This window comes from Bacillus sp. BSL6, assembly GCF_052928345.1.
In genome coordinates this window covers 200,833-213,570 of the sequence record NZ_JAVGCW010000007.1, presented here as the reverse complement: position 1 = coordinate 213,570, position 12,738 = coordinate 200,833, and the positions used below count along the sequence as shown (strand labels likewise).

11 protein-coding genes, 2 rRNA genes and 1 riboswitch are annotated in these 12,738 nt (G+C 38.6%); all 13 genes read left to right on the top strand.

Annotated elements, in window-relative coordinates; genetic code table 11:
- Nucleotides 1–113 (top strand): 23S ribosomal RNA (locus RCJ96_RS21935); the annotation flags it as partial.
- Between the two features lie 49 nt (nt 114–162).
- Nucleotides 163–278 (top strand): 5S ribosomal RNA (rrf, locus tag RCJ96_RS21930).
- Between the two features lie 580 nt (nt 279–858).
- Nucleotides 859–960: riboswitch (purine riboswitch) on the top strand.
- Between the two features lie 110 nt (nt 961–1,070).
- The gene (gene purE, locus RCJ96_RS21925) at nt 1,071–1,556 is read left to right on the top strand and encodes a 5-(carboxyamino)imidazole ribonucleotide mutase (protein WP_000839367.1); all 486 of its coding nucleotides are present in this window, start codon (nt 1,071–1,073) and stop codon (nt 1,554–1,556) included.
- Nucleotides 1,553–2,704, top strand: coding sequence for a 5-(carboxyamino)imidazole ribonucleotide synthase (gene purK / locus RCJ96_RS21920; RefSeq protein ID WP_416504451.1), 1,152 nt, complete (start codon nt 1,553–1,555; stop codon nt 2,702–2,704). The genes purE and purK overlap by 4 nt, the downstream gene beginning before the upstream one ends.
- Nucleotides 2,701–4,008: an adenylosuccinate lyase gene (purB, locus tag RCJ96_RS21915; protein WP_416504452.1), complete on the top strand. Its 1,308-nt coding sequence runs from the start codon at nt 2,701–2,703 to the stop codon at nt 4,006–4,008. Before purK ends, purB begins: the two co-directional genes overlap by 4 nt.
- A gap of 88 nt (nt 4,009–4,096) precedes the next feature.
- Complete coding sequence (gene purC / locus RCJ96_RS21910) at nt 4,097–4,816, top strand: phosphoribosylaminoimidazolesuccinocarboxamide synthase (protein WP_001170542.1); 720 nt, start codon at nt 4,097–4,099, stop codon at nt 4,814–4,816.
- A complete protein-coding gene (purS, locus tag RCJ96_RS21905) occupies nt 4,809–5,063 on the top strand; it encodes a phosphoribosylformylglycinamidine synthase subunit PurS (protein WP_000278826.1) in 255 nt (84 codons plus the stop codon). Before purC ends, purS begins: the two co-directional genes overlap by 8 nt.
- The gene (gene purQ / locus RCJ96_RS21900) at nt 5,060–5,743 is read left to right on the top strand and encodes a phosphoribosylformylglycinamidine synthase subunit PurQ (RefSeq protein WP_000666779.1); all 684 of its coding nucleotides are present in this window, start codon (nt 5,060–5,062) and stop codon (nt 5,741–5,743) included. The genes purS and purQ overlap by 4 nt, the downstream gene beginning before the upstream one ends.
- On the top strand, nt 5,727–7,946 hold the full coding sequence (gene purL, locus RCJ96_RS21895; protein WP_000055574.1) for a phosphoribosylformylglycinamidine synthase II: 2,220 nt from the start codon (nt 5,727–5,729) through the stop codon (nt 7,944–7,946). Before purQ ends, purL begins: the two co-directional genes overlap by 17 nt.
- On the top strand, nt 7,931–9,346 hold the full coding sequence (gene purF, locus RCJ96_RS21890) for an amidophosphoribosyltransferase (protein WP_000879025.1): 1,416 nt from the start codon (nt 7,931–7,933) through the stop codon (nt 9,344–9,346). Before purL ends, purF begins: the two co-directional genes overlap by 16 nt.
- 101 nt (nt 9,347–9,447) lie before the next feature.
- Nucleotides 9,448–10,488 carry a phosphoribosylformylglycinamidine cyclo-ligase gene (purM, locus tag RCJ96_RS21885; protein ID WP_242304655.1) on the top strand — a complete coding sequence of 347 codons (1,041 nt, stop codon included), beginning with the start codon at nt 9,448–9,450 and terminating at the stop codon, nt 10,486–10,488.
- Nucleotides 10,485–11,072 carry a phosphoribosylglycinamide formyltransferase gene (gene purN / locus RCJ96_RS21880; protein ID WP_000088580.1) on the top strand — a complete coding sequence of 196 codons (588 nt, stop codon included), beginning with the start codon at nt 10,485–10,487 and terminating at the stop codon, nt 11,070–11,072. The genes purM and purN overlap by 4 nt, the downstream gene beginning before the upstream one ends.
- 24 nt (nt 11,073–11,096) lie before the next feature.
- Complete coding sequence (gene purH, locus RCJ96_RS21875) at nt 11,097–12,632, top strand: bifunctional phosphoribosylaminoimidazolecarboxamide formyltransferase/IMP cyclohydrolase (RefSeq protein ID WP_416504453.1); 1,536 nt, start codon at nt 11,097–11,099, stop codon at nt 12,630–12,632.
- Nucleotides 12,633–12,738 lie beyond the last annotated feature (106 nt).

Below are 12,738 nucleotides of genomic sequence, written 5' to 3'. Positions count from 1 at the left end.
CCCATAGCGTAAGCTAGTAAGATCCCTGAAAGATGATCAGGTTGATAGGTTCGAGGTGGAAGCATGGTGACATGTGGAGCTGACGAATACTAATAGATCGAGGACTTAACCATATAATATGTAGCAAATGTTATCTAGTTTTGAAGGAATATGCCTTCATAGTTTGGTGATGATGGCAGAGAGGTCACACCCGTTCCCATACCGAACACGGAAGTTAAGCTCTCTAGCGCCGATGGTAGTTGGGACCTTGTCCCTGTGAGAGTAGGACGTCGCCAAGCAAAAACCTAAGTCGTTTCGACTTAGGTTTTTTTGTGTTTATTTATATATATCAAATGTCATAATCCGTAAATTTAGTAATCTTAATGAGAGAAAAGAATGAAAATGAGGCTATTGAGGGTAACTGTTATTTCTTACTACAAGTATATATTTTACATAATGAGAGTAAGAAAAGCGGGATGATATAAGAATGAAAATAAGTATTCAATCATTACAGTAATGAATGCGATACAAAGGAATAGAAACGATATGCTTTATTCCGCATTAACGGGCAGTAAGACCCCCACCTCAAATTTCAGCGGAAGCAAAGAAGCTAGGTGGGGGATCAACTGCCCGTAAAAGCCCGATTGGTGAAGGTTGATTAAAGTTTCACTTTATATAAAAGCATACGGAATTAACATACAAACCGTTTTGTGTATGGTAGATCTCTAGAAATATATATTCTAATTGCTTATCCTTCTTGCATATAGTTACAATTATTCTTTTGAATATAACTAAAACACGAACGTTATTGATGAGTAATAAAAAAACATTCGATTATTTGTTGACATTGTTTATAAAATATTGTTAATATAGCCATAGAAAGAATAATATATAAGACCTCATATAATCGCGGGGATATGGCCTGCAAGTCTCTACCTAACGACCGTTATTCGTTAGACTATGAGGGAAAGTCACTCGGTATTTTTCTATTCACAAGGGATACGTATGCCTGAGTAGAGCGCTTTCTCTCATAGTAAAAGAGAAAATGTTCTATTTCAGGCTTTTTTTATTTGAATCGGGGGGATTCTAATATGAAATCACTAGTTGGAGTCATAATGGGAAGCACGTCAGACTGGGAAACAATGAAATATGCTTGTGACATTTTAGATGAATTAAATATACCGTATGAGAAAAAAGTTGTATCCGCTCATCGGACTCCGGATTATATGTTTGAATATGCAGAGACGGCTCGTGAACGTGGATTGAAAGTTATTATTGCTGGAGCTGGTGGAGCAGCGCATTTACCAGGAATGGTTGCAGCGAAGACGAATCTTCCTGTAATCGGAGTTCCAGTTCAATCAAAAGCGTTAAACGGCTTAGATTCATTATTATCCATCGTCCAAATGCCAGGAGGGGTTCCAGTTGCAACTGTTGCAATTGGTAAGGCTGGTTCAACAAATGCTGGTTTACTTGCTGCACAAATACTTGGATCATTCCATGATGACATACATGATGCATTAGAATTGAGAAGAGAAGCAATTGAAAAAGATGTGCGCGAAGGTAGTGAGCTAGTATGACGAGAATCATTTTACCTGGAAAAACAATCGGCATTATTGGAGGCGGCCAGCTAGGAAGAATGATGGCATTGGCAGCTAAGGAAATGGGATATAAAATTGCTGTTTTAGATCCTACAAAAAACTCACCATGTGCACAAGTTGCTGATATTGAAATTGTTGCATCATATGACGATTTAAAAGCAATTCAGCATTTAGCGGAGATTAGTGATGTTGTCACATATGAATTTGAGAATATTGATTATAGATGTTTACAATGGCTTGAAAAGCATGCTTACTTACCGCAAGGCAGTCAGTTGTTAAGTAAAACGCAAAATCGTTTTACTGAAAAGAATGCAATTGAAAAAGCGGGATTACCAGTAGCAACGTATAGATTGGTTCAAACTCAAGAGCAGCTTACTGAAGCAATCACTGAGTTATCATATCCTTCCGTCTTAAAAACAACGACAGGTGGATATGATGGGAAAGGGCAAGTTGTTTTAAGAAGTGAAGCTGACGTTGGTGAAGCGCGAAAGCTTGCGAATGCAGCAGAGTGTATTTTAGAGAAATGGGTGCCTTTTGAAAAAGAAGTATCAGTTATTGTCATTCGTAGTGTAAGTGGTGAAACGAAAGTATTTCCGGTAGCGGAAAATATTCATGTAAATAACATTTTGCATGAATCCATCGTTCCGGCTCGCATTACAGAAGAACTTTCTCAAAAAGCTATTGCTTATGCAAAAGTGCTTGCGGATGAACTAGAACTTGTGGGAACACTAGCGGTAGAGATGTTTGTTACAGCTGATGGTAAGATTTACATTAATGAATTAGCACCAAGACCTCACAATTCAGGACACTATACACAGGATGCATGTGAAACGAGTCAATTCGGCCAACATATTCGAGCAATCTGTAATTTACCTCTTGGAGAAACAAATTTGTTAAAACCAGTTGTCATGGTAAACATTTTAGGCGAACATATAGAAGGGGTCCTAAGACAAGTGAATAGATTAACCGGGTGCTATTTACACTTGTATGGAAAAGAAGAAGCAAAAGCGCAGCGAAAAATGGGGCATGTTAATATTTTAAATGATAATATTGAAGTCGCTCTAGAAAAAGCGAAGAGTTTGCATATTTGGGACCATCAAGAACAACTGTTGGAGGGAAAAAGATGATTAGTCGTTATACACGCCCAGAAATGGGTGCAATTTGGACGGAAGAGAACAAATTTAAAGCGTGGTTAGAAGTTGAGATTTTAGCTTGTGAAGCATGGGCTGAGCTTGGCGATATTCCGAAAGAAGATGTTAAGAAAATTCGTGAGCATGCATCATTTGATATTGATCGTATTTATGAAATTGAAAAAGAGACACGTCATGACGTAGTTGCATTCACTCGTGCTGTATCAGAAACACCAGCATTAGGCGAGGAACGTAAATGGATTCATTACGGTTTAACATCTACAGACGTAGTAGATACAGCGTTATCTTACATCTTAAAACAAGCGAATGAAATCATATTAAAAGACTTAGAAAACTTTGTAAGCATTTTAGCTAACAAAGCAAAAGAGCATAAATACACGATCATGATGGGAAGAACACACGGTGTTCATGCAGAACCAACAACATTCGGTTTAAAACTTGGTCTTTGGTATGAAGAAATGAAACGTAACGTAGAGCGTTTCAAACAAGCTGCTAATACAGTTCGTGTTGGTAAATTATCTGGTGCGGTTGGTACATATGCAAATATCGATCCATTCGTAGAAAAGTATGTTTGTGAAAACTTAGGATTAGAAGCAGCACCAATTTCAACACAAACATTGCAACGTGATCGCCATGCTCATTACATGTCAACACTTGCATTAATCGCAACGTCTATCGAAAAGATGGCAGTTGAGATTCGTGGTTTACAAAAGAGTGAAACACGTGAAGTTGAAGAAGCTTTCGCAAAAGGTCAAAAAGGTTCTTCTGCAATGCCGCATAAGCGTAATCCAATTGGATCTGAAAATATGACTGGTTTAGCTCGTGTTATCCGCGGTTATATGATGACAGCTTATGAGAATGTTCCATTATGGCATGAGCGTGATATTTCTCACTCTTCAGCAGAACGCATAATTTTACCAGATGCTACAATCGCGTTAAATTACATGTTAAATCGCTTTGGTAATATCGTTAAAAACTTAACTGTATACCCAGAGAATATGAAACGCAATATGACAAGAACATACGGCTTAATTTATTCTCAGCGCGTAATGCTTACATTAATCGATAAAGGTATGGTGCGTGAAGAAGCTTACGATATCGTACAACCTAAAGCGATGGAAGCTTGGGAAACACAAGTACAATTTAAAGAGCTTGTAGAAGCTGATGAGCGTATTACGAGCAAGTTAACACAAGAAGAAATTAATGAATGCTTTAACTATGAGCATCATATGCAACACGTTGATACAATCTTTGAACGCCTAGGATTAAACGAAGCGTAAAATTTCATATGGCACAGAATAGAGTCATTCTGTGCCATTCTTTATAAAAACATTATTCACATTTTTCAAACTACAGGGGGCTTGCGAAATGCAAAAGCTAGAATTGCTGTATGAAGGTAAGGCAAAAAGAATTTATCGTACAGAATCAGCAGATATGGTTTGGGTAGAGTACAAAGATAGTGCGACTGCTTTCAATGGGGAGAAAAAAGAGACGATTACAGGAAAAGGTCGTTTGAACAATGAGATTACAACTTTATTGTTCAGAAAGTTACAAGAAGTAGGAATTAAAACACACTTTGTTGAGAAGCTATCTGAAACAGAACAACTTGTTAAAAAAGTGAGTATTATTCCTTTAGAAGTTGTCACAAGAAATGTAATTGCAGGAAGTCTTTCAAAACGATTAGGAATGGAAGAGGGAACTGTACTTGCAGAACCAATCGTAGAATTTTACTTCAAAGATGATGATTTAGGAGATCCGCTTGTAACGGAAGATCATATTCGTGTATTAAACGTTGCATCGCCAGAGCAAGTAAGCGTATTACGAGATATGGCTCTACAAATCAATCAAGTGTTGATTGATCATTTCGCAAGCTGTCGTGTAAGATTAGTAGATTTCAAATTAGAGTTTGGTGTAACGGATGAAGGAGAAATCATTTTAGCAGATGAAATTTCACCAGATACTTGCCGTTTATGGGATGAAACGAGCAATGAGAAGTTTGATAAAGACGTATTCCGTCGTGATCTTGGAAATTTAACAGATGCTTATGAAGAGATTTTAAAACGTTTAGGGGGAATTTCACATGTATAAAGTTAAGGTATATGTAACATTAAGAGAAAGCGTATTAGATCCACAAGGAACAGCAGTAAAAGGAGCACTTCATAGCCTTTCATTCACAGAAGTACAGGATGTTCGAATTGGAAAGTACATGGAACTAACAATTGATAAATCGGTAACTGACTTAGATAGCAAGGTAAAGGAAATGTGTGAAAAACTATTAGCGAACGTTGTAATGGAAGACTTCCGTTATGAAGTTGAGGAGGTTGTCGCACAGTGAAATTTGCCGTAATAGTATTTCCAGGTTCGAACTGTGATGTCGATATGTTCCATGCAATTAAAGATGAGCTTGGCGAAGAAGTAGATTACGTTTGGCACGATACAGAGAATTTAGATGAATATGATGCAATTCTACTACCAGGTGGTTTCTCTTACGGTGACTACTTACGCTGCGGTGCTATTTCTCGCTTTGCGAATGCAATGAAAGCAGTACAGAAAGCTGCTGAGCAAGGAAAGCCAATTTTAGGTGTATGTAATGGATTCCAGATTCTTGTTGAATCAGGATTATTACCAGGGGCATTAATGAGAAACGAAAACTTAAAATTTATGTGTCGAACAGTTCAGTTACGTGTTGAAAATAATGAAACGATGTTTACATCACAATATGAAAAAGATGAAGTAATCAATATTCCAATTGCACATGGTGAGGGGAATTACTATTGTGATGAAGAGACTCTTAAACAATTAGAAGAGAATAATCAGATCGCATTCCGTTACGTAGAAAACCCGAACGGAAGCGTTTCAGATATTGCTGGTATTGTAAATGAAAAAGGAAATGTACTTGGTATGATGCCACACCCAGAGCGTGCTGTAGATGAATTACTTGGCGGTGCTGAAGGGTTAAAAGTCTTTCAATCTATCTTAAAACAGTGGAGGGAAACATATGTCGTTAATGCTTGAACCAAATCCAACACAAATTAAAGAAGAGCGCATATATGCGGAAATGGGGCTAACAGACGAAGAGTTTGCCATGGTTGAAAAGATTTTAGGCCGTCTGCCAAATTATACAGAAACAGGATTATTCTCTGTTATGTGGTCTGAACATTGTAGTTATAAAAATTCAAAACCAGTACTTCGAAAATTCCCAACAACAGGTGAGCGCGTCTTGCAAGGGCCTGGGGAAGGTGCTGGCATTGTAGACATCGGTGATAATCAAGCGGTTGTATTTAAAATGGAAAGTCATAACCACCCTTCTGCTATTGAGCCATATCAAGGAGCAGCAACAGGTGTTGGCGGTATTATTCGTGACGTATTCTCTATGGGAGCACGTCCAGTAGCTCTATTAAACTCACTTCGATTTGGAGAATTACAATCACCACGTGTGAAATACTTATTCGAAGAAGTAGTAGCAGGAATTGCAGGATACGGTAACTGTATCGGTATTCCAACTGTTGGCGGCGAAGTACAGTTTGATCCATGTTATGAAGGAAATCCACTTGTAAATGCAATGTGCGTAGGCTTAATTAACCACGAGGACATTAAAAAAGGGCAAGCGCACGGTGCTGGAAATACAGTAATGTACGTAGGAGCATCAACTGGTCGTGATGGTATCCACGGTGCTACATTCGCATCTGAAGAGTTATCTGAAAGCTCAGAAGCGAAGCGTCCAGCAGTTCAAGTAGGAGATCCATTTATGGAGAAACTTCTTATCGAAGCTTGCTTAGAACTTATTCAATCGGATGCACTTGTTGGAATTCAAGATATGGGTGCGGCTGGTTTAACATCATCTTCTGCAGAAATGGCAAGTAAAGCAGGCATGGGTATTGAAATGTACTTAGATGATGTACCACAGCGTGAAACAGGAATGACACCATATGAAATGATGCTATCTGAATCACAAGAGCGTATGTTAATTGTTGTGAAAAAAGGTAGAGAACAAGAGATAGTAGATTTATTTGAGAAGTATGGTCTTGCAGCCGTTACGATGGGGAAAGTAACGGAAGACAAAATGCTTCGTTTATTCCATAAAGGTGAAATGGTAGCTGAAGTACCAGCAGATGCTCTTGCAGAAGAAGCACCAATTTACCATAAACCATCAAAAGAAGCAGCATATTTTGCTGAGTTCCAAGAAATGAAAATGGAAACGCCGAAAGTAGAAAACTATAAAGAAACGTTATTCGCTCTATTACAACAACCGACGATTGCAAGTAAAGAGTGGGTTTATGATCAATATGATTATCAAGTTCGCACAAGCACAGTTGTTACACCAGGTTCAGATGCAGCAGTTGTACGTGTACGCGGTACAGAAAAAGGATTAGCAATGACGACAGATTGTAACTCTCGCTACATTTATTTAGACCCAGAAGTGGGCGGTAAAATCGCAGTAGCAGAGGCAGCACGTAATATTGTATGTTCTGGTGGGGAGCCACTTGCAATTACAGATTGCTTAAACTTCGGTAACCCAGAAAAACCAGAAATCTTCTGGCAAATTGAGAAATCAGTAGATGGTATGAGTGAAGCTTGTCGCACATTACAAACACCAGTTATTGGTGGAAATGTATCAATGTATAACGAACGTAGTGGTGAAGCGGTATACCCAACACCGACAGTTGGGATGGTTGGACTTGTACACGATTTAAAACATGTAACAACACAAGAGTTTAAGCAAGCTGGCGATTTAGTTTATGTCATTGGAGAGACGAAAGCTGAGTTTGGTGGAAGTGAATTACAGAAAATGATTCACGGAAAAATTTTCGGACAATCACCAAGTATTGATCTAGACGTAGAATTAAAACGTCAAAAACAAATATTAGCAGCAATCCAAGCTGGCCTTGTTCAATCTGCACATGACGTTGCTGAAGGTGGTTTAGCAGTTGCGATTTCAGAAAGTGCAATTGGTGCTAACGGCTTAGGCGCTACTGTGAAATTAGACGGGGAAGCAACAGCGGCATTATTTGCGGAATCACAATCCCGCTTCGTAATAACTGTAAAACGTGAAAATAAAGAAGCGTTCGAAAAAGCGGTAGAAGCAATTCAAGTTGGAGAAGTAACAAGTACAAATGAAGTAACAATTCATAATGAAGAAAATGAAGTATTACTTACAGCAAATGTAGATGAAATGAGAAAGGCTTGGAAAGGGGCAATCCCATGCTTGCTGAAATAAAGGGGTTAAACGAAGAATGTGGCGTTTTCGGAATTTGGGGGCATGAAAATGCGGCACAAGTTTCATACTACGGATTGCACAGTTTACAGCACCGTGGGCAAGAAGGCGCAGGCATTGTCGTAAATAATGGGGAAAAAATCGTCGGTCACAAGGGGTTAGGTTTAATATCGGAAGTGTTTTCAAGAGGTGAGCTAGAAGGATTGAATGGAAAATCAGCAATCGGGCATGTACGATACGCGACGGCTGGTGGAAGTGAAGTTGCTAACGTTCAACCATTGTTGTTCCGTTTTTCCGATCATAGTATGGCGTTAGCTCATAACGGAAATTTAATTAACGCAAAAATGCTTCGTCGTGAATTAGAAGCAGAGGGCAGTATTTTCCAAACAAGTTCAGATACAGAAGTACTTTTACATCTTATTAAACGTAGCACGAAAGATTCGTTAATTGAAAGTGTAAAAGAGGCTTTAAATAAAGTGAAAGGTGCGTTTGCGTATCTTTTACTAACTGGAAATGAAATGATCGTTGCATTAGATCCGAATGGGTTCCGTCCACTTTCAATTGGAAAGATGGGGGATGCTTACGTTGTAGCATCTGAAACATGTGCTTTTGATGTAGTAGGTGCAACATACATTCGTGATGTAGAACCGGGTGAATTACTTATCATTAATGATGAAGGAATTCACGTAGATCGTTTCACAAACGATGTAGAACATGCAATTTGTAGTATGGAATACATTTACTTTGCACGACCAGATTCTAATATCGCAGGCGTTAACGTTCATGCAGCACGTAAAAACATGGGGAAACGTTTGGCGGCAGAAGCTCCTATTGAAGCAGATGTTGTTACTGGCGTACCAGACTCTAGTATTTCAGCTGCGATTGGTTATGCGGAGGCGACAGGCATTCCATATGAGTTAGGATTAATTAAAAATCGTTACGTTGGACGTACATTTATTCAACCTTCTCAAGAACTGCGAGAGCAAGGGGTTAAGATGAAGCTTTCAGCAGTAAGAGGTGTGGTTGAGGGGAAACGAGTTGTTATGATTGATGATTCTATCGTACGAGGAACAACGAGTAAACGAATTGTTCGTATGCTTCGCGAGGCTGGAGCGACAGAAGTTCACGTAAGAATAGCTTCACCACCTTTGAAATATCCATGTTTCTATGGCATTGATATTCAAACGAGAAAAGAATTAATTGCAGCAAATCATACAGTAGAAGAAATTCGTGAAATGATCGGTGCAGACTCATTAACATTTTTAAGTGAAGATGGATTAGTAGATGCAATTGGACGTCCATATGAAGGGAAATACGGTGGCCTTTGTATGGCGTACTTCAATGGAGATTATCCAACAGCTCTTTATGATTATGAACAAGAGCTTTTAGAAAGTATGAAATAAGAAGAAAAAAGCTTCTACTTCTTTTGATGTAGAAGCTAGCTTCTTTCTTAAAACGGCCCGCACAGGATAGGGAGAAATTAAAAGACGAGGTGTAAATAACGATGGCGAATGCATATAAGCAAGCAGGAGTAGATATTGAAGCTGGATATGAAGCGGTATCTCGCATGAAAAAACACGTACAAACAACAATGAGAAAAGAAGTACTAGGCGGTTTAGGCGGTTTTGGAGGTATGTTTGATCTATCAAAATTTGCATTAGAAGAACCTGTATTAGTATCTGGAACAGATGGCGTGGGAACGAAATTGATGCTCGCTTTTATGGCAGATAAACATGACACAATTGGTATTGATGCAGTAGCAATGTGTGTAAATGATATTGTTGTCCAAGGAGCAGAGCCGCTTTTCTTCCTTGATTATATTGCTTGTGGTAAAGCTGAACCTAGTAAAATTGAAAACATCGTCAAAGGTATATCAGAGGGCTGTCGCCAAGCAGGTTGTGCTTTAATTGGTGGAGAAACAGCTGAAATGCCAGGAATGTATTCTACAGAAGAATACGATTTAGCTGGTTTTACAGTTGGGATCGTTGATAAAAAGAAAATTGTAACAGGTGAAAAAATTGAAGCTGGTCACGTATTAATTGGCTTGGCATCTAGCGGTATTCATAGTAACGGTTATTCTTTAGTACGAAAAGTATTACTAGAAGATGGAGAGCTATCTTTAGATCGCATTTACGGACGCTTAGAGCTACCTCTTGGTGAAGAATTATTAAAACCAACGAAAATTTATGTCAAACCTATTTTAGAACTATTGAAGAAATATGAAGTATACGGTATGGCACATATTACAGGTGGCGGATTCATTGAAAATATTCCACGTATGTTACCAGAAGAAATCGGTGCAGAAATTGAATTAGGATCTTGGGAAATTCAGCCGATCTTTAGTTTACTTCAAGAAGTTGGCAAGCTGGAAGAGAAAGAAATGTTCAATATTTTTAACATGGGTATTGGTATGGTAGTGGCGGTGAAGGAAGAAGATGCAAAAGATATCGTCCGTCTTCTTGAAGAGCAAGGAGAAACTGCTCGTATTATTGGACGCACTGTACAAGGAGCTGGCGTTACTTTTAATGGAGGCACAGCGCTATGAGTAGATTAGCAGTTTTTGCTTCTGGAAGCGGATCTAACTTTCAATCTCTCGTTAATGCAGTAGAAGAAAAAAGATTGGATGCAGAAATTAGTTTATTAGTATGTGATAAACCAGAAGCACGCGCTGTTGGGCGAGCACATTATCATCATATCCCGTGTTTCGCTTTTTCAGCGAAAGCATATGAGTCAAAAGAAGCGTTTGAAAAAGAGATATTAAAGAAGCTAGAAGAGTATGAAATTGATTATGTTATTTTAGCTGGATATATGCGTTTAATTGGACCAACTTTACTAGAAGCTTACGGCGGAAGGATTATTAATATTCATCCATCACTATTACCGAGTTTTCCAGGGAAAGATGCTGTTGGTCAAGCGTTAGAAGCAGGTGTGAAAGTAACTGGAGTAACGATTCATTATGTAGACGCAGGTATGGATACAGGGCCAATTATTGCACAAGAAGCAGTAGTTGTTTCTGAAGGGGATACGAGAGAAAGCTTACAAAAGAAAATTCAACAAGTTGAACATAAATTATACGTAAATACAGTGAATCAAATTGTTCAATCTACGAAAGAACCAACTGTTAACTAACATACAACCAGGGGTGAAGGGTAAATGAAAAAGCGTGCATTAGTAAGTGTTTCAGATAAAACAGGAGTAGTAGAATTTGTTAAAGGTTTACTAGAACAAGGGATCGAAGTTATATCAACAGGCGGTACAAAAAAATTACTAGAAGAAAACGGCTTACAAGTAATCGGTATTTCTGAAGTAACTGGTTTCCCAGAAATTATGGATGGTCGTGTGAAAACATTACATCCAAATATTCATGGTGGTCTATTAGCAGTTCGCGATAATGAAACGCATGTAGCACAAATGAATGAGTTAGGTATAGAGACAATTGATTTTGTTGTCGTTAACTTATACCCATTCAAAGAAACAATCGCTAAGCCTGATGTAACATTTGCTGATGCAATTGAAAATATTGATATTGGTGGCCCAACAATGATTCGCTCTGCTGCGAAAAATCATAAATTCGTATCTGTAATTGTAGATCCAGTAGATTATGATGTTGTATTAGCAGAACTGAAAGAGAACGGTGAAGTAAAAGAAGAAACGAAACGTAAATTAGCAGCGAAAGTATTCCGCCATACAGCAGCATATGATGCGTTAATCTCTAACTACTTAACAGAGCAAATGGGTGAAGAAAGCCCAGAAACATTAACAGTGACATTTGAGAAAAAACAAGATTTACGCTATGGAGAAAATCCACATCAAAAAGCAACATTCTATAAAGCGCCATTCGCTGTAACTTCTTCTGTTGCGTACGCAGAACAATTACACGGGAAAGAACTATCTTATAACAATATTAACGATGCAGATGCAGCGCTTAGTATCGTGAAAGAATTTACAGAGCCAGCAGTAGTAGCAGTAAAACATATGAATCCATGTGGTGTTGGAGTAGGTACGGATATTCACGAAGCATACACACGTGCTTATGAAGCGGATCCAGTATCCATTTTTGGAGGCATTATTGCAGCGAATCGTGAAATTGATAAAGCTACAGCTGAAAAGTTACACGAAATTTTCTTAGAGATTATTATCGCACCTGCTTTCTCGAAAGAAGCTTTAGAAGTGTTACAAAGTAAGAAAAACTTACGTTTATTAACTGTAAATATTGAAAAAGCGACAAGCGCAAGCAAAAAATTAACTTCTGTACAAGGTGGCCTTCTCGTTCAAGAGGAAGATACGTTATCATTAGATGAAAGTACAATTTCAATTCCAACGAAACGTGAACCTTCAGAGCAAGAATGGAAAGATTTAAAACTAGCTTGGAAAGTTGTAAAGCATGTAAAGTCAAATGCAATTGTTTTAGCGAAAGATGATATGACAATTGGTGTCGGTGCGGGACAGATGAACCGTGTAGGTTCTGCAAAAATCGCAATTACACAAGCTGGTGAAAAAGCACAAGGTAGCGCGCTTGCATCTGATGCTTTCTTCCCAATGCCAGATACATTAGAAGAAGCAGCAAAAGCAGGAATTACAGCAATCATTCAACCGGGCGGATCAATCCGTGATGAAGATTCTATTAAAGTGGCGGATACGTATGGGATTGCTATGGTGTTCACTGGCGTACGTCATTTCAAACACTAATAGAGGAAGTTTAAAAAGTCCGGTTAAGATAACCTTCGCATGTCGTCGTTGCAATGCCAGTGCGGTACTCATGTAGGAAAACTACACTCCGTGTCCTCCTGGCAAA

Coding starts and splice junctions, on each gene's coding strand:
- purE (WP_000839367.1), top strand. CDS start 1,071: ATGAAATCACTAGTTGGAGTCATAATGGGAAGCACGTCAGACTGGGAA.
- purK (WP_416504451.1), top strand. CDS start 1,553: ATGACGAGAATCATTTTACCTGGAAAAACAATCGGCATTATTGGAGGC.
- purB (WP_416504452.1), top strand. CDS start 2,701: ATGATTAGTCGTTATACACGCCCAGAAATGGGTGCAATTTGGACGGAA.
- purC (WP_001170542.1), top strand. CDS start 4,097: ATGCAAAAGCTAGAATTGCTGTATGAAGGTAAGGCAAAAAGAATTTAT.
- purS (WP_000278826.1), top strand. CDS start 4,809: ATGTATAAAGTTAAGGTATATGTAACATTAAGAGAAAGCGTATTAGAT.
- purL (WP_000055574.1), top strand. CDS start 5,727: ATGTCGTTAATGCTTGAACCAAATCCAACACAAATTAAAGAAGAGCGC.
- purF (WP_000879025.1), top strand. CDS start 7,931: ATGCTTGCTGAAATAAAGGGGTTAAACGAAGAATGTGGCGTTTTCGGA.
- purM (WP_242304655.1), top strand. CDS start 9,448: ATGGCGAATGCATATAAGCAAGCAGGAGTAGATATTGAAGCTGGATAT.
- purN (WP_000088580.1), top strand. CDS start 10,485: ATGAGTAGATTAGCAGTTTTTGCTTCTGGAAGCGGATCTAACTTTCAA.
- purH (WP_416504453.1), top strand. CDS start 11,097: ATGAAAAAGCGTGCATTAGTAAGTGTTTCAGATAAAACAGGAGTAGTA.